The sequence below is a fragment of the Rhodococcus sp. MTM3W5.2 genome (assembly GCF_001984015.1).
Taxonomy (GTDB): Bacteria; Actinomycetota; Actinomycetes; order Mycobacteriales; family Mycobacteriaceae; genus Rhodococcus_G; species Rhodococcus_G oryzae.
In genome coordinates this window covers 3,624,389-3,641,973 of sequence record NZ_CP019572.1, presented here as the reverse complement: position 1 = coordinate 3,641,973, position 17,585 = coordinate 3,624,389, and the positions used below count along the sequence as shown (strand labels likewise).

The window sequence follows — 17,585 nt, the reverse complement described above, 5'->3', positions numbered from 1 at the left end:
GGGTGGGGAACACGATGAAGTTCGAATTCGGGCGCGCTGCTGGGCATCGCCTCGGCCTGCGCGCAGGCGCGGCCGTGCTGGCGGTGTTGGCCCTGGCAGTGCCGGCCGCCGGGCAGGCCGCGGCGGATCCGGTCCACGAACCAGGCACGGTGGTGGCCGACAAGGCCCTTCCGGTGGCCGCGGAGGTCGGCGCGGCAGCGAGTGGATCGCGCCAACTCACGTACTGGACCGAGGGTCCGACGGGGGCGCCCGCGCTCAGCACCGGAGCCGTCTACCTGCCGAAGGGAACCGCGCCCGCAGGCGGCTGGCCGGTGGTGTCCTGGGCACACGGCACCACGGGCGTCGGCGACGACTGCGCGCCCGCGCTCGGATTCGACGTCACCGCGCTCACCCGCGACTACGTCTCGGCGTGGCTGGGGCAGGGCTACGCGGTGGTCGCTACCGATTATGTGGGGCTCGGCACCGAGGGAACCCATGCCTACCTGCACGGGCGCAGCGAGGGCCGGTCGGTCATCGACATGGTCCGGGCGGCCCGCGAGGTGACGCCCGAGCTCTCGCCCTCCTGGGTTGTCGTCGGGCACTCCCAGGGCGGCCACGCCGCCATGTTCGCCGCGCACGAGGCGACTCGGTACGCACCGGAGCTCGACTACCGCGGCGCGGTCGCCACGGGGACCCCGGCGAACCTCGAGTTGCTCTTTCCGCTGGGCGGTCCCGGCTTCCCGAATCTCGGGCTGAACGGGCTGACCGCATTCGCCGCGTACGTGGTCAACGGGATGCAGGCGGCCCGACCGGATCTGCCGATCGGCGATTACCTCAGCCCGGCCGGTCGCGAGCTGGTCAAGACCGCCGAGAGCATGTGCTTCGTCCCCTCCAGAAGCACGCAGGAACCTTCGGTGTCGGAGAGATGCTCAGCAAGCCGCTCGACAACGAGATGTTCCGCTCTGCCATGCGCGATTACCTCGCGGTCCCCACCACCGGCTACGACCGGCCCGTGTTCATCGGGCATGGACTGCGCGATCAGACCGTCCCGTACCCGCTCGGCGCGAAGCTCGCAGCCGACTTGCAGTTGGCCGGCCAGCCGGTGACGTTCCGGTCGTACACCGGTACCCATGGGATGTCGGTGTTCGAGGCGTTGCCCGATTTGACCGCGTTCGTGCGGTCGCTGTTCGGGACTGCCTGAACCCCTAGCTGACCTGCGGCGGGTCGCGACTCGGTCGTGGCTCGCCGCAGATCGAGCCGTAGGTCCGTGTGGATTGGGGAGTCGCCGGTCGTCCCGATACTCTGGTCGCCATGGCGGAGTTCATTTACACGATGAAGAAGGTGCGCAAGGCGCACGGCGACAAGGTCATCCTCGATGACGTCACGATGAGCTTCTACCCGGGCGCGAAGATCGGTGTCGTCGGCCCGAACGGCGCGGGTAAGTCCTCCATCCTCAAGATCATGGCCGGACTCGACCAGCCGGGCAACGGCGAGGCGTTCCTTGCGCCCGGCGCCACCGTCGGCATCCTGATGCAGGAGCCGCACCTCGACGAGACCAAGACGGTGCGCGAGAACGTCGAGGAGGGCCTCGGCGAAACCATGGTGCAGCTCAAGCGCTACAACGAGATCGCCGAGCTGATGGCCACCGACTACTCCGACGAGCTCATGGAGGAGATGGGCGAGCTCCAGGAGAAGCTCGACCACGCCGACGCCTGGGAGATCGATTCCCAGCTCGAGCAGGCGATGGACGCGCTGCGCTGCCCCCGGCCGACGAGCCCGTCACCCACCTCTCCGGCGGTGAGAAGCGCCGCGTCGCGCTGTGCAAGCTGCTGCTGAGCAAGCCCGACCTGCTGCTGCTCGATGAGCCCACCAACCACCTCGACGCCGAGTCCGTGCTGTGGCTCGAGCAGCACCTGGCCGCCTACCCGGGCGCCATCCTCGCCGTCACCCACGATCGGTACTTCCTCGATCACGTCGCGCAGTGGATCTGTGAGGTCGACCGCGGCCGGCTCTACCCGTACGAGGGCAACTACTCCACCTACCTGGAGCAGAAGGCCGCGCGACTCGAGGTCCAGGGCAAGAAGGACCAGAAGCTGCAGAAGCGCCTCAAGGAGGAGCTCGCCTGGGTCCGTTCCGGCGCGAAGGCCCGCCAGGCCAAGAGCAAGGCCCGCCTCGACCGCTACGACGAGATGGTCGCGGAGGCCGAGAAGCACCGCAAGCTCGACTTCGAGGAAATCCAGATCCCGACCCCGCCGCGCCTCGGCAATGTCGTGGTCGAGGTCGAGAACCTCGACAAGGGCTTCGACGGCCGTCTGCTGATCAAGGACCTGTCCTTCACGCTGCCCCGTAACGGCATCGTCGGCGTGATCGGTCCCAACGGCGTCGGTAAGACCACCCTGTTCAAGACCATCGTCGGGCTCGAGGAGCCGGACTCGGGGACCGTCAAGGTCGGCGAGACGGTCAAGCTCAGCTACGTCGACCAGACGCGGGCCAACATCGACCCGACCAAGACGGTCTGGGAGACGGTCTCCGACGGACTCGACTTCATCGAGGTCGGCCAGAACGAGATGCCCTCGCGCGCGTACGTGAGCGCCTTCGGGTTCAAGGGCCCGGATCAGCAGAAGCCCGCGGGCGTGCTCTCCGGTGGTGAGCGCAACCGGCTGAACCTGGCGCTGACCCTCAAGGAGGGCGGCAACCTGATCCTGCTCGATGAGCCGACCAACGACCTCGACGTCGAGACCCTCAGCTCGCTCGAGAACGCGCTGCAGGAATTCCCCGGCTGCGCCGTGGTGATCTCGCACGACCGCTGGTTCCTGGACCGGACCTGCACGCACATCCTGGCCTGGGAAGGTGCCTTCGGCGACAACGAGGCGGCCTGGTACTGGTTCGAGGGCAACTTCGAGGCGTACGAGGAGAACAAGGTCGCGCGGCTCGGTGCCGACGCGGCCCGGCCGCACCGGGTCACCCACCGCAAGCTCACCCGGGGCTAGAACGTGCCGAACAAGGTCTACACCTGCGAGGTTCAGGTGCGCTGGGGCGATTCCGATCGCCTCGGCCACGTGAACAACACCCTCTTCCTCGAGTACGCACAGGAAGCGCGGGTGAAGTTCTTCCGCGAGCGGGTCTTCCCGGCCGGCGTGCGTCCGTCGGCGATGGTGGTGCGCAAGATGGAGATCGAGTTCCTCAAGCCCATCACCGACGAGTCGGGCCCGGTCACCGTGGAGGTGTCCGTCCTTGCGGTCGGGAACTCCTCGTTCGGTGTCCGTCACCTGTTCCGCGACGTCCACGGGGTCACCTGTGGCGTCGCGGACGCGGTGATGGTGCGGTTCGACGTGAAGACCGAAACGTCGGTTCCGCTCACGGAACTGGAGCGATCGGTGCTGTCGGAGTACGCGATCACGGAAACGGTGCGCTAGAGGGCGCCGTCAGTTCACCTCTCGTCCCGCTCCCCGCGGTTAGGCTCAGACGTGCACACCCGTCACGTCAGTTCGACCAGGGGAGTGGGCCGCGAGATGACCAGATCTGCCGATCGCTTCGACCACGGGGCCACGATGGGCCTGCCCGCTGACCTCGTCTCCCGCCTCGACGGGGTCCGCGATGTGTATTTCAGGAACATCGACTGGGCAGGGTCGCCGGGGCTCCCGAGCGCCGACGCCGAAAGGGTGTTCGGCACCCACCTCGAACTCGCCTCGCGCCGCCCTGCCGGCGACGCGGTGTCGCGGGTGCTCGAGCCGCTGCCCGGCCAGCCCGCCGTGCAGATCGTCACCGATGACATGCCCTTGCTGGTCGAGTCGGTCATGGCGCTGCTCGCCCGCCTCGGTATCACGGTCACCGAGCTGATCCATCCGGTCTTCCAGGTCCGGCGCGATCCGGACGGCGGCCTCCTCGACGTGCTCGTCAACGGCACGGCGGCCGGAGCCGGACTACTCACCGAGTCCTGGATGCTCGTCCTGCTGCATCCGACCACCGACCCGGACGCGCTCGCCGGGGCAGGCGACGCGGTCCGTGATGTGCTCTCGGATGTGCGGCAGGTGATCGCCGATGCGGACGCGATGCGCTACGGCCAGTTGGTGCTCGCCGAGCATCTGGATGCGCTCGCGGAACGAGAACCGCAGGGGTACCGGGCGGTCGACATCAGGGACACCGCCGCGCTGCTGCGCTGGATGTCGGAGGGGCACTTCATGACCCTCGGCTACCGGCGGTACGAGTTCCGGGATCCCGGCGAACACGGGCGCCCGCTCGCCCACATCGTGCCCGAGAGCGGGCTGGGGGTGCTCGGCGCGGCATCGGTGGCCGATCACCGAATCGACCTGCCCGCACCCGAATTCAGTGTCGATCGTCCCATCCTGCTGCTCGCGCAGGGGGCGGCGCCCGCCACGGTGCACCGATCGGTGTACCCGTTCTTCGTCTCCGTCACCGGTCTCGACGGTGACGGTGCGATCACCGGCGAGCACCGGTTCGTCGGCGTGTTCACGGTGACAGCGCTGCACGAGAACGTGCTCGACATCCCGGTGATCGAGCGACGCGCGCGCACGGTGATCGAACGGGCCGGATTCGACATCGGTTCGTTCTCCGGCCAGCGGATGCTCGAGGTCATCCAGTCCTTCCCCCGCACCGAGCTGTTCTCCAGTGACACCGAGACCCTGTACGAGACCATCACCTCCGTGCTGGCCATCGGCATGCGCAGGCGGGTACGGCTGTTCCTCCGAGACGACCAGTTCGGCGGGTTCACGTCCGCGCTGGTCTACCTTCCCCGCGACCGCTACACCACGCGGGTTCGGCTGGCCATGCAGTCGATTCTGCTGCGGGAACTGGGCGGGGGATGCTGGAGTACAGCGCGAGGGTCACCGAATCGGATCTTGCGATGGTGCACTTCACCATCCACAAGGGGCCGGACGTGCCCCCGTCGTCGGCGCAGCTCTCGGCAGGCGACCGTGAGCGGATCGAGTCGATGCTGGCGGCGGCGACCAGGGCGTGGGAGGACGACCTCCTCGACGCCGTCGCGGCCGAGCCGTCGGTGACCTCGGTGACCGCGCAGCGCTTCGCCGCGGCGTTCCCCGAGGCCTACAAGCAGGACTTCGACGCCGCGCGAGCGGTCAGGGACATCGCGCGCCTGGAGGCCCTGGCAGGCGAGGCGATCGATCTGAAGCTGTACCGGCACAAGGACGCCCGACCGGGTCAGTGGCGCTTCACGCTGTACATCAGCGGTGCGGGGGTCTCGCTCAGCCAGGTGCTGCCGGTGCTGCAGAGCCTCGGAGTCGAGGTGCTCGACGAGCGGCCGTACCGGGTGGTCCGTCCGGACGGGCTGCCGTGCTGGATCTACGATTTCGGGCTGTCCGCGGCCCCCGAACTGGTCGATGCGACGGTCGGGGAGAACCTGGACTCGGAGCTGGACGAGGTGGACAGGACCATCGAGTCGACGAGGGCGCTCGCCCTCCAGCACCGGTTCACCGACGCCTTCACCGCCGTCTGGTACGACCGGTCCGAACCCGACCGGTTCAACGAGCTGGTGCTGCGGGCCGGGCTCGAGTGGCGGCAGGCCACCGTCTTGCGCGCGTACTCGAAGTACCTGCGCCAGGCGGGATTTCCGTACAGCCAGTTCCACATCGAGGGGGTGCTGATCGAGCACGGTCAGACGACCGGGCTGCTGGTCGAGTTGTTCCGGTCGATCTTCGATCCCGACCGGGCCTCGGCGCAGCGTGCCGAGGAGCTCGCTGCCGAGCTGCGCGACCGGATCAACGAGGTGGTCAGCCTCGACGCCGACCGGATCCTGCGCGGGATGCTGGGGCTGGTCCTGGCCACGCTGCGGACGAACTACTACGTGACCGACGAGGCAGGCGACCCCCGCGACATCCTGGTGTTCAAACTCAACCCCCAGCAGATCGCCGAACTACCGAAACCGCGACCGCGTTTCGAGGTGTTCGCCTACTCGCCGCGGGTGGAGGGCGTGCACCTGCGATTCGGTCCGGTGGCCCGTGGCGGGTTGCGCTGGTCGGACCGCCGGGAGGACTTCCGGACGGAGATCCTCGGCCTGGTCAAGGCTCAGGCGGTGAAGAACGCCGTGATCGTGCCGGTCGGCGCGAAGGGCGGATTCGTGGTCAAGCGGGCGCCCGCGGCGACCGGGGACCCGGCGGTGGACCGGCAGGCGCTCCTCGCGGAGGGCAGGCCTGCTACCGGTTGTTCGTCTCCGGCCTGCTCGACGTCACCGACAACGTCGAACCCGCGACCGGGGTGGTGCTGCCGCCGGACCGGGTGGTGCGCAGGGACGGCGACGACACCTATCTCGTCGTGGCCGCGGACAAGGGCACCGCCCAGTTCTCCGACCTCGCCAACGACGTGGCGGCGCGGTACCGCTTCTGGCTCGGCGATGCCTTCGCGTCGGGCGGCTCGGTCGGCTACGACCACAAGGCCATGGGGATCACGGCCAAGGGTGCCTGGGTGAGTGTGCGCAGGCACTTCCGTGAGATGGGGATCGACACCCAGGCTGAGGACTTCACCGTCGCGGGCATCGGCGACATGAGTGGCGACGTGTTCGGGAACGGGATGCTGCTCAGCCCGCACATCCGGTTGGTCGCGGCCTTCGACCACCGGCACATCTTCCTCGACCCCGACCCGGACGCCTCGAGGTCCTTCCTCGAACGGGAACGGCTCTTCGCACTGCCGCGTTCCTCGTGGGCGGACTACGACCCGGCCCTCATCAGTGCTGGCGGCGGGGTGTGGGACCGCTCGCGCAAGTCGGTGCCGCTGACCGCGCAGGCGCGGGCGGCGCTGGGCCTCGACGAGGACGTCACCGAGTTGTCACCGCCGGAGCTGGTGCGGGCGATTTTGCGCGCGCCGGTGGACCTGCTCTGGAACGGCGGGATCGGCACCTACATCAAGGCCACCACGGAGACCCATGCGGACGTCGGCGACAAATCGAACGATCCGGTGCGGGTCAACGGGAACGAGTTGCGCGCCAGGGTGATCGGCGAGGGCGGCAACCTCGGGGTGACGCAGCGGGGCCGGATCGAGTACGACCTCGCGGGCGGCCGGATCAACACCGATGCGATGGACAACTCGGCGGGCGTCGACTGTTCCGACCACGAGGTCAACATCAAGATCCTGTTGGACACCGCGGTCAGCGGCGGCGCGTTGCCCGCGGCCGAGCGCAACGGTCTGCTCGCCTCGATGACCGACGAGGTGTCGCGTCTGGTGCTGCGCGACAACATCGACCAGAACGACCTGATGGGCACCTCCCGCGCCGACGCCCCTGCGATGCTGGGGGTGCACGCGCGCCAACTCACCGCGCTCGAGGCCCGTCGTGGGCTGGACAGGGAAATCGAGGCCCTGCCCGGACCCATGGAGATCGAGGAGCGACTGCAGGAGGGCACCGGCCTCACCTCTCCGGAGCTGGCCACCCTGCTCGCCCACGTCAAGCTCGCGCTCAAGGACGATCTGCTCGCGAGCGAGCTGCCCGACAGCGACACCTACGCGGTGAGGCTGCCCAGGTACTTCCCGCGGCCGCTGCGCGAGCGGTTCGCCGGGCAGATCAAGTCGCATCGCCTGCGCCGGCAGATCGTGGCCACCATCCTGGCCAACGAGGCCATCGACTTCGGCGGGATCAGTTTCGCGTACCGGCTCGCCGAGGAGGCAGGCGCGAGCAGTACCGACTCCATCAGGGCTTTCACCGCGGCGACCGAGATCTTCGACCTGCGCACGGTGTGGAGCGACATCCGCGAGGCGCCCATCGATTCGATGGTGGCCGACGAGCTGACGCTGGAATCGCGCCGGATGCTCGACCGGGCGGCGCGGTGGTTGCTGTCGAACCGTCCGCAGCCGGTCGCGGTGGGCGCGGAGATCAACAGGTACGCCGCGCGGGTCCGCGCGATGACCCCGAAACTCCCGAACTGGCTGCGCGGACATCACGTCACGGACCTCACCACCCGGATGTCCCATGTGGTCGAGCACGGCTGCCCCGAGCCGCTCGCGCGGCGGGTGTACGGCCTGCTCGACGGGTTCCCGTCGCTCGACATCATCGACATCTCGGACATCAGCGACCGCGAGGTCGAGGAGGTCGGTGAGCTCTACTACGCGCTCGACGAGCGCCTCGGGATCGACGGATTCCTCACCGCCATCTCGGGTCTCGAGCGCGGTGACCGGTGGCATTCGCTGGCCAGGCTCGCGTTGCGCGACGACCTGTACAGCTCGCTGCGCTCGCTCACTCTCGATGTGCTCGCGGGCGGGGAGCCGGACGAGACGGCCGAGGAGAAGATCCTGGACTGGGAGTCGTCGAACTCGTCCCGGCTGAGTAGGGCAAGGGCAGCTCTCGGCGAGATCGCGGAGTCTGGGACGCTTGACCTCGCGACGCTCTCGGTGGCGGCGCGTCAGGTTCGCAGCATGGTGCGCGGAGCGGGCACCTGATCGGAAGGGATCGAAGTTTGAGCGTCGAAACGTCAGGGTCGGTGACCGCGGCTGCGGTCGGCTTCCACACGAAGGTCGGCGTGCGCTGGTCGGATATGGACGTCTTCCAGCACATCAACCACGCGAGGATGGTGACCCTCCTGGAGGAGGCGCGCATCCCGTGGCTGTTCGAGGACGGCAGGCCGACGGTCACCCTCCGGGACGGCGCGGTGATCGCCGACCTGCACGTGCGCTACCGCGGCCAGTTGCGGCACGACGACGGCCCACTGGACGTGCTCATGTGGATCGAGTCGGTCCGTGCCGTGGACTTCACCATCGGGTACGAGGTGCGGGCAGGCGGCGCCGCGCCGGACTCGGCACCGTCGATCGTGGCCTCGACGCAGATCGCCGCCTTCGACATCGACACCCAGCGGCTGCGCAGGCTGACGGCACCCGAGCGCGAGTACCTGGAGCAGTGGAAGCGTGCATGAGCGGGTCCTGACCATCCCGGACGCGGGCGAACGGGAGAACCTCGCGACCTTCCTCGCCAGGGCGATCCGGTTGGACGAGGCGGTGATCGTCCGGATGCGGCAGCGGGACGAGGGTCGACTGGTGGCCTTCGTCCCGACGGGTTTCGACGCGCTCGCCGCGCGGGTCGTCTCCGGGCGGATCAGCCCGGACGACACCTCCGCCGCGGGTGACGGACTGCTGCGCGGCGTGACCGGGGCCGCGGGCGCCGACATCGACCCCGGCTTCTCGATGGATTCGGCCTGGCGGGGCGCCTTGCCGCCGGAGGCCGGCTTCGCACACATCGACGACGTTCCGGCCCGGGTACTGATCGACCTGGCTCAGCAGGGCGCGGCGCTGGCCAAGGAGCACGGCAGCAGCCACGGCCCGCCTGCCTCGTTGCTCGCGCAGGAGGTGCTAAGCGTCGAGGGTGCGGGCGAGCTCGTCGGGGTGTCCATGCGCACGGTGTTCGCGCTGGCCGCAATGGGATTCATCCCGCAGGTCAGCTCGGATCCGATGACCGCGGCCGTCGATCTCGAGCGCATCGACGCGGCCGAGATGGTGCGGGTGCGCGCGACCAAGACCTGGTTGCGCATGGACGCACGCTTCGGCACCGTGTACAGCAGGCGAGGCGGCGAGATCGGGCTGACCGTGCGCCGCTGACGCCCGTCAGACCAGCCAGGCCGCCGCGTTCGGGGGCAGCTCCCCGTTCACCAGCGGGGCGCTGGCGAGCAGCAGTTCTCCCGGCGGCAGCGGGATGGGCGCATCCGTGGCATTCAGCGCGCAGACCAGCCCGCCGCGTCGGCGGAAGGCCAGGCAACCGGACGGGCTTCCGTACCAATCGATCTCGTTGCCGGAGAACTCCGGTCGCAGGGCCCGCAGCTCGATTGCGGACCGGTACAGCGACAGCGTGGACGTCACGTCCTCGATCTGCGCCTCCACGGTGCGATCGGCCCATTCCGGCGGCATCGGCAGCCAGGACGTCTCCGTCGAGCTGAAGCCGAACGGCGGTGTCGCGCCCTCCCACGGCACGGGGACCCGGCAACCGTCGCGTCCGCGTTCGGTGTGCCCCGACCGCTCCCACACCGGGTCCTGCAGCGCCTCGTCCGGGAGGTCGACGTTCGGCAGCCCGAGCTCCGAACCGTTGTAGATGAAGACCGCCCCTGGCAGCGCGAACTCGACAACGGCCATGGCGCGGGCCCTGGCCAGGCCGATCTCGCCGCCGCCGTAGCGGGTGACCTCACGCTCGACGTCGTGGTTCGACAGCGTCCAGGTGGGGGTGCCGCCGACCGCGGCAACCGCGCCGAGCGAGTTCTCGATGGCCTCGCGCAGGCTGTCGGCGCCGAACTCGGCCTCGGCGAGGCGGAAGTTGAAGCCCAGGTGCAGTTCGTCGGGCCGGATGTACTCGCCGAAGCGCTCGTTGTCGCGCACCCAGATCTCGCCGACGGCCACCGTGTCGGGATATTCGTTCATCACCTTGCGCAGGCCGCGGTGGATCTCGTGCACGCCCGGGTTGTTGAACCTCGGGTCGTTGTCGTCGTTGCTCAGGAGCCGGTTGGATTCCCAGTCGTAGTCCGGCAGGCCCTCCGGCTTGGCCATGCCGTGCGCGACATCGATCCGGAAACCGTCGACGCCGCGGTCCAGCCAGAACCGCAGCGTGGCGGCGAGGTCGTCGGCGACCTCCTGGTTGTCCCAGTTCAGGTCCGGCTGCTCGGGGGCGAAGATGTGCAGGTACCACTGGCCGGGGAGCCGTCCGGTTCGGTGACCCGGGTCCAGGCGGACCCACCGAAGATGCTCGGCCAGTTGTTGGGCGGCTCGGCGCCGTCCTCGCCCAGGCCGTCGCGGAAGTGGTAGCGGGCCCGCTCGGGGCTGCCAGGCCCGGCTGCAAGCGCGGCCGCGAACCACGGGTGCTCCACGCTGGTGTGGTTGGGCACCAGATCCATGGTGACCCTGATCCGCCGCGCGTGCGCCTGCGCGATCAGCGCGTCCATCACCTCGAGGTCGCCGAACAACGGATCGATGTCGCGCGGATCGGAGACGTCGTAGCCGTGGTCCGCCATCGGCGAGCGCATCACCGGGCTGAGCCAGATGGCGTCGACGCCGAGCAGCTCGAGGTACCCGAGCCGGTCGCGGACGCCGCCAAGGTCGCCGACGCCGTCGCCGTTGGAGTCGGAGAAGGAACGCGGATAGATCTGATAGAAGACCGCGTTCGTCCACCAGGGATCTGTTGTCTCCGGCACGGTCTCGTCAGTGGTCACAGGGAGACATAGTGCCAAACCTGTCCGGGCAGCACGACTTCGGCGGGATGTGGCCCGGTTCGCGCCGATCAGACGGGCGAGTTCACCATCGAGGCGGCGGCCATGTCCATGTAGTCGATGAGGGCGCGGCGGTGCGGCTCGTCGAGGGTGGCCTCGTCGATCGACGCGATCGCGATGTGCATGCAGCGCAGCCACGCGTCGCGCTCGATCGGACCGATCCGGAACGGCTGGTGCCGCAGCCGGAGCCGGGGATGTCCGCGCTCGTCGGAGTAGGTTCGCGGGCCGCCCCAGTACTGCTCGAGGAACATCCGCATGCGGCGTTCGGCAGGTCCGAGGTCCTCCTCTGGGTAGAGCGGCCGGACGATCTCGTCCTTCGCCACTTCCTCGTAGAACCGCGCGGTCAGTTTGCGGAACGTCTCGGCTCCGCCCACCGCTTCGTAGAAGCTCACTTCGGCATCAGTCATGTCGGCGTCCATTGTGCCCGTACTCGCGCCGTGACGTCGACGCGCTCGTGTTGTCATCGGTTGTTCACCGAAAGTCCTGCATCTTTGTACCAAATGGACGTGCGCGAGCAGGCCATCCGTGGTCAACTTGGGAGCAATCTTCCCGGAGGTCGCATGAAGAACTCGCACAGCGCCCGAGCGCACCGACAACTCCAGCCCACTGATGCCCGCCTGCCGCGGGGATCGGGGGCTTCTCCGCTGCAAGTGCTAGACGAGGGTCTGAGACCCTCGACCCCAGGTGAGGACGACGCGGTTCCTTCCTGGGTGAAGCGCCGGGTGCTGCTTCTGAACGCCACCTACGAGCCGCTCACCGCGCTCCCCGTCCGTCGGGCCGTCGTCCTGCTTGTGTGCGAGAAGGCCAGCGCCGTCCACGAGGACCCGGACGGCCAGGTCCTCCATTCCGCCGGCTGGTCGGTGCAGGTCCCCTCCGTGATCCGGCTGCGCAACTACGTGCGGGTGCCCTATCGGGCCCGGATCCCGATGACCAGGGCCGCGCTGATGCACCGGGACCGCTTCCGCTGCGCGTACTGCGGCGACAAGGCGGAGACCGTGGACCACGTGATCCCGCGCAGCCGGGGCGGCGGACATTCCTGGGAGAACTGCGTGGCCTGCTGCGCGCCCTGCAACCACCGCAAAGCCGACAAGCTTCTCAGCGAGCTCGGCTGGACGTTGCGGGCCGCCCTGGTGCCGCCCAAGGGGCAGCACTGGCGGCTGCTGGCGAGCACCAAGGAACTCGACCCGGTGTGGTTGCGCTACCTCGGCGAGGGCGCTGCGTAAACGTCCGATCTCGAGGTGGCCCCGACGGCACAATTTCAGGCGCACTGGGCTACGGTTTGGGGCGTGAGCATTCTTGAGACATCGCTGATCTTCGTAGGGATCCCTGCGCTCATCACGGCGATCATCGCGGGCTGTGCTACCTGGCCAAGCCGGTGGCAGGAACCACCCCCGCGCACTACTCGCTGGACGAGGAATGGACCCACAAGCCGGTGCTGTGGTCCGCGGTCGACGAGGTGACGGTCGGTCACCACGGCGGGCACGCGGCCATCGAGTCCGGATCCGCAGATCTGATCGGAGGTTCGGCAAGTGGCAGGTGGTAGCAGTTTCCCGGCGGTGATCGAGTCCGAGCTCCCGGTGGGCTCGGTGGTGACCGCGAGCGGCCGCGTCTCGGGCGTGCACCGCGCCGGCGATCCCTTCGACGACCTGCCGTTCAGCGTGGACGAGCTGGTGGCCCTCGACGACGCGATGACCGACGCCACGAGGTCGACCAAGGTGCGCTTCAACGCGTTCATCGGTGATCTCGGCGAGGACACCGCGGCGGGCGCCGACGCGCTGTTCCCGAAGACCCCCGAGGCCGAGCGCTCGGTGCTGATCGCGGTCTCGCCCAACCAGCGTGCCATCGAGATCCGCTCAGGACGCAAGGTCGCCGATCGGGTCACCGACCGGGTCGTGCAGCTAGGCGTGACCGCCGCGGTGTCCTCCTTCGGGAGGCCGACCTGATCGACGGCCTGGTCAGCGCGATCCGCGTGATGAGCGCGGCCATCGCGGTGCGCTAGTCCCACCCCGGCACACTCCGCTTCGACCGAAGGTGCCCCCACGCGGTTCTCCGCGTGAGGGGCACCTTCGGTCGTTTCCGGGGTGGGTCAGCCGGCGTCGAAGGCGCGCGCCCGCAGCGCGCGCACGATCCCGGCCTTGCCCTCGACCACCAGCCTGCGCAGCGCGGGCGGATGGTCACCGGCCAGGAAGTCGTCGGCCGCCGCGACCGAGGCCTCGGTGATCGACCAGGCCGGATACAGGCCGACGACCACGGTCTGCGCCACCTCGCTGGAGCGACGCGCCCAGACGTCGGCGATATCGGCGAAGTACCGGGTCACGTACGGCTGGAGCAGCTCGCCCTGACCCGGCACCGCGAAGCCGGCGATGATCGCGCGGGCGGTGATGTTCGGGACGGAGTCGTCGCCGACGACCGTCGCCCAGGCCTGCTCCTTGACCGCCACCTGCGGCCGGGCCGCCCGTGCGGCCGCAGCCTGCCGGACACCGGCCGCGGTCGGATCCCGCTGCGCCTCGGCGTCGATGAACGGCGACTCGGTGCCGTCCGCGTCGACCTCGCCCGCCACCGCCAGCGCCTGCACCAACCGCCAGCGCAGGTCGGTGTCGACCACCAGCCCCGGCAGCCCGACGGTCGCCGGATCGGCGTCGAGCAGCTCCTGCAGCACCTCGGTGTGCCAGGGCTGCAGGCGCGCCGAGGTCAGCGAGTTGAGGAAGGCCAGCTGGTGATCGGAACCCGGCTCGGCCTCCCTGGCCAGCTCGAGCAGCCGGTTCGCGAAGCCGGGCCAGCCGGTCTCGTTCGCCCAGCCGGGCTCGGCGTAGCTGCCGAGGGCGGCGTGCGCCTGCATCAGCAGCCGCGACGCGACCCCGACCTCGGTCTCCGCGCCGACGCCCCGCTGCACCAGTTCGACGAAGTCCCTGGCCTTGAGCTCGGCCTGCCGCGTCATCTCCCAGGCCGCCGACCACGCCAGCGTCCTTGGCAGCGGTTCGGCGATGTCGCCGATGCGCTCGATCAGCACGGCGAGCGAATCCGGGTCGAGCCGCACCGAGCAGTAGGTGAGGTCGTCGTCGTTGACGAGCACGAACTTGCCGCGAGCGACCCCGACCAGCTCGGGCACCTCGGTCCGCGGTCCGTCGATGTCCAGCTCGATGCGCTCGGTGCGCACCAGCTTGCCGTCCACGTCGTCGTAGATGCCGACGGCGAGGCGGTGCACGCGGTACTCGCCCGCGCCCGGCTCCGCGCGGCCCTGCAGCACGGAGAAGGACGAGAAGGTGCCGTCCTCGGCGACCGTGAACTCCGGCCGCAGGATGTTCAGCCCCGTGGTCTTGAGCCACTGCGCGCCCCAGTCGGACAGATCCCGGCCGGACGAGTGCTCGAGCGCGGCGAGCAGGTCGTCGAAGGTGGCGTTGCCGAACGCGTGCTCCTTGAAGTAGGCGCGCAGGCCGGCCAGGAACGGATCGAGCCCGACGTACGCGACGAGCTGCTTGAGCACGCTCGCGCCCTTGGCGTAGGTGATCCCGTCGAAGTTCACCTCGACCGCGGCGAGGTCCGGGATGTCGGCGGCGATGGGGTGGGTGGAGGGCAGCTGATCCTGTCGGTACGCCCAGGACTTCTCGGCGTTGGCGAAGGTGGTCCATGCGTTGACGTACTCGGTTGCCTCGGACTGGCACAGCACCGACGCGAACGTCGCGAAGGACTCGTTGAGCCACAGGTCGTCCCACCACGTCATGGTGACGAGGTCGCCGAACCACATGTGTGCCATCTCGTGCAGCACCGTCTCGGCGCGGCGCTCGTAGGACGCTCGGGTCACCTTGGAGCGGAACACATAGTCCTCGAGGAAGGTCACCGCGCCCGCGTTCTCCATTGCGCCCGCGTTGAACTCGGGGACGAACAGCTGGTCGTACTTGCCGAAGGCGTAGGGCACCTCGAAGTTGCGGTGATAGAAGCCGAAGCCCTGCTTGGTCTCGGTGAACAGCCGCTCGGCGTCCATGTGCTCGGCGAGCGAGGAGCGGCAGTAGATGCCGAGCGGGATGTGTCCGTGCTCGTCGGTGTAGGCGTCGGTCCACCGCGCGTACGGCCCGGCGATCAGGGCGACGAGGTAGGTGCTCATCTTCGGGGTGGTGCGGAACTGGTGCAGTCCCGGTGTGGCGGCGAGGGTTTCGACCACGGCCGAGTTCGAGATGACCTGCCAGTCGGTGGGCGCGGTGACGGTGACGTCGAAGGTGGCCTTGAGGTCGGGCTGGTCGAAGCAGGCGAACATCCGCTTGGCGTCGGCGGTTTCGAACTGTGAGTAGAGGTAGACCGACCCGTCGGCGGGATCGACGAAGCGGTGCAGGCCCTCGCCGGTGTGCGAGTACTCGCAGTCCGCCTCGATGATCAGCTCGTTGCGCTCGGCCAGGCCGGTCAGCGCGATGCCGGTGGACTCGTCGTACCCGGTGATGTCGAGGGCAGCGCCGTTGAGGGTGGCGCTGCGGACGGCGGTCGCGATCAGGTCAATGTAGGTGTCGCCTCCTTCCGTCGCGCCGAAGGTGACCGTGGTGCGGGAGGAGAAGGTGTGCTCGCCGGGCTTGCCGTCACCGTCGGTCAGGTCCAGCTCGATGCGGTAGTTGTCGACGCTCAACAGCGCGGACCGCTGTGCTGCCTGCTCGCGGGTCAGGTTCGGTGGGGCCACGTCGGACGCTCCTCGTGATCGGGGACGGATGTGTGTCGAGGCTTGACCTCTCGGGTCCATCCCATCACGAGATGCGCACGCTCACGACCGGTCAGTCCCGACTTCGCCGCGCAGGCGGGCCGCGCGCAGGATGAGGTAGTCCCGTTCGGCGATGCTGGGGGTGCTGTTCGCGGCGACGGTGTACTCGACGACGGCGCTGGGCGTTTCGCCTGCCATCTCGTACAGGTGGGCTCGGACGGCGGCCAGCCGATGGGTGCCCGACAGCTGGTCCTGATGGGCGGCGATCAGATCCAGACCCGCGGACGGACCATGCGCCATGGCGGTTGCGACCGCGAGGTTCAGGGTGACCAGCGGATTCGGGGCGACGCGTTCGAGCAGACGATAGAGCGAGAGGATGCGGTCCCAGTCGGTGTCCTCGGTGCTCGTCGCCTGGGCGTGCAGCACGGCGATCGCGGCCTGGATCCGATAGGGGCCCGTCAGCCCGTGCCCGATCGCCGTCGTCGTCAGCCGGACGCCCTCGGTGATCGCCTCGCGATCCCACAGCCTGCGATCCTGCTCGGCGAGCGGGACCAGTTCCCCGCGCGGACCGGTGCGGGCGGCGCGGTGCGCATCGGTGAGCAGCATCAGCGCCAGTAGCCCGGCGACCTCGGGATCGTCGGGCAGCTGGCCATGGATCGCCCGCCTCAGTCGGATCGCCTCCGCCGACAGGTCCGCGCGACGCACCTGTCGGCCGGACGTGCTGGCGTGGCCCTCCGTGAAGATCAGGTACAGCACGTGCAGCACCGCGTCGAGGCGTTCGTGCCACTGCCCGGACTCCGGCACCGCGAAGGGCCGATCCAGGGCGGCCACCCGCTTCTTGGCGCGGGTGATCCGTTGCGTCATGGTCGCTTCCGGCAGCAGGAAGGCCCGCGCGATCTCGGCGGTGGTGAGCCCGCCGACCGAGCGCAGCGTCAGTGCGATCGCACTCGCGGGCGACAACGCCGGATGGCAGCAGAGGAAGAACAGGGCGAGCGTGTCGTCCCGATCCGGCGTGGCGATGTCGGCAGGCCGGGTCGGCTCCCGCCCGGCAGCGACGGCCTCGCGGTTCCGGCGGGCCGCGTCGGCGCGGATGGCGTCGGTCATGCGCCGGTGGGCGGCCTGGATGAGCCAGCCGCGTGGATTGTCGGGCAGACCGTCGGTGGGCCAATGCGTGGCGGCGGCGACGAGCGCCTCCTGGAGCGCGTCCTCGGCGGCGGCGAAGTCGCCGAACCGTCGGACGAGGGCACCGAGGACCTGCGGCCGGAGTTCGCGCAGCAGGTCCTCGGTGTCGTCGGAGGGTGGGAAGGTCACTGATCGGTGGGCGGGGCGCTCATGATCGCGCGCACCTCGATGTACTCGCCGATCGGCTTTCCGCCGGGTCCGGGGGCCGCCGAGGCCTGCGCGGCGATCTCCACCGCCCGCTCGGCGCTGTCCACGTCGACGATCCAGTATCCGGCCAGGAACTCCTTGGTCTCCGGGAACGGCCCGTCGGTCACCACCGGCGCGGATCGGCCGTCGGAGCTGACGATGCGCGCCTGGTCCGGCCCGGCCAGCCCCTGGGCCTCGACCAGTTCGCCGGATGCGGCCAGTTGCTCGCCGAGCGCGCGCTGGAAGTCGATGTGCGCCTCGATGTCCTTCGGCTCCCACTCGTGGATCGGGGAATCGCAGTACGCGGCCTCGCTGTAGGTCTTGATCAGCATGTACTTCATCGTCGGCTCCTTCGG

General features: G+C 69.3%; 8 protein-coding genes and 6 pseudogenes. 9 read left to right on the top strand and 5 right to left on the bottom strand.

The annotated features are described in order from the left end of the window. The first annotated feature begins 14 nt into the window (after positions 1-14). From BTZ20_RS16660 to BTZ20_RS16635, 6 genes and pseudogenes are all read left to right on the top strand, one after another. Positions 15-1,180 (top strand): annotated as a pseudogene (locus tag BTZ20_RS16660) (lipase family protein). Positions 1,181-1,290: 110 nt separating this feature from the next. Next, positions 1,291-2,969 (top strand): annotated as a pseudogene (gene ettA / locus BTZ20_RS16655) (energy-dependent translational throttle protein EttA). 3 nt (positions 2,970-2,972) lie between these two features. Then, a complete protein-coding gene (locus BTZ20_RS16650) occupies positions 2,973-3,395 on the top strand; it encodes an acyl-CoA thioesterase (RefSeq protein ID WP_077042130.1) in 423 nt (140 codons plus the stop codon). 96 nt (positions 3,396-3,491) lie between these two features. Beyond that, a pseudogene (locus BTZ20_RS16645) lies at positions 3,492-8,379 on the top strand (NAD-glutamate dehydrogenase). 17 nt (positions 8,380-8,396) lie between these two features. After that, a complete protein-coding gene (locus tag BTZ20_RS16640; protein WP_257017437.1) occupies positions 8,397-8,849 on the top strand; it encodes an acyl-CoA thioesterase in 453 nt (150 codons plus the stop codon). Next, on the top strand, positions 8,842-9,528 hold the full coding sequence (locus BTZ20_RS16635) for a hypothetical protein (RefSeq protein ID WP_077042129.1): 687 nt from the start codon (positions 8,842-8,844) through the stop codon (positions 9,526-9,528). Before BTZ20_RS16640 ends, BTZ20_RS16635 begins: the two co-directional genes overlap by 8 nt. Positions 9,529-9,534: 6 nt before the next feature. Here the strand turns inward: BTZ20_RS16635 and BTZ20_RS16630 are convergent. Together BTZ20_RS16630 and BTZ20_RS16625 are read right to left on the bottom strand one after the other, a co-directional pair. After that, positions 9,535-11,123: pseudogene (locus BTZ20_RS16630) on the bottom strand (glycoside hydrolase family 13 protein). 68 nt (positions 11,124-11,191) lie between these two features. Further along, entirely contained in the window at positions 11,192-11,587 is a 396-nt protein-coding gene (locus BTZ20_RS16625) for a globin (protein ID WP_145982315.1), read from the bottom strand. 153 nt (positions 11,588-11,740) lie between these two features. On the opposite strand from BTZ20_RS16625, the gene BTZ20_RS16620 reads away from it, so the two are divergent. From BTZ20_RS16620 to BTZ20_RS16610, 3 genes and pseudogenes are all read left to right on the top strand, one after another. Next, a complete protein-coding gene (locus tag BTZ20_RS16620) occupies positions 11,741-12,403 on the top strand; it encodes an HNH endonuclease (RefSeq protein ID WP_083742712.1) in 663 nt (220 codons plus the stop codon). A 63-nt stretch (positions 12,404-12,466) separates the two neighbouring features. After that, positions 12,467-12,723: pseudogene (locus BTZ20_RS16615) on the top strand (hypothetical protein). Continuing rightward, positions 12,710-13,179, top strand: a pseudogene (locus BTZ20_RS16610) (DUF5130 domain-containing protein). The pseudogenes BTZ20_RS16615 and BTZ20_RS16610 overlap by 14 nt, the downstream one beginning before the upstream one ends. A gap of 87 nt (positions 13,180-13,266) precedes the next feature. Here the strand turns inward: BTZ20_RS16610 and pepN are convergent. The 3 genes from pepN to BTZ20_RS16595 form a co-directional block, all read right to left on the bottom strand. Next, positions 13,267-15,843, bottom strand: a complete 2,577-nt coding sequence (pepN, locus tag BTZ20_RS16605; protein ID WP_077042127.1) for an aminopeptidase N — start codon at positions 15,841-15,843, stop codon at positions 13,267-13,269. 81 nt (positions 15,844-15,924) lie between these two features. Beyond that, a complete protein-coding gene (locus BTZ20_RS16600) occupies positions 15,925-17,172 on the bottom strand; it encodes an RNA polymerase sigma factor (RefSeq protein ID WP_077042126.1) in 1,248 nt (415 codons plus the stop codon). Then, on the bottom strand, positions 17,169-17,570 hold the full coding sequence (locus BTZ20_RS16595) for a YciI family protein (RefSeq protein ID WP_077042125.1): 402 nt from the start codon (positions 17,568-17,570) through the stop codon (positions 17,169-17,171). Before BTZ20_RS16595 ends, BTZ20_RS16600 begins: the two co-directional genes overlap by 4 nt. Between the last annotated feature and the right edge of the window lie 15 nt (positions 17,571-17,585).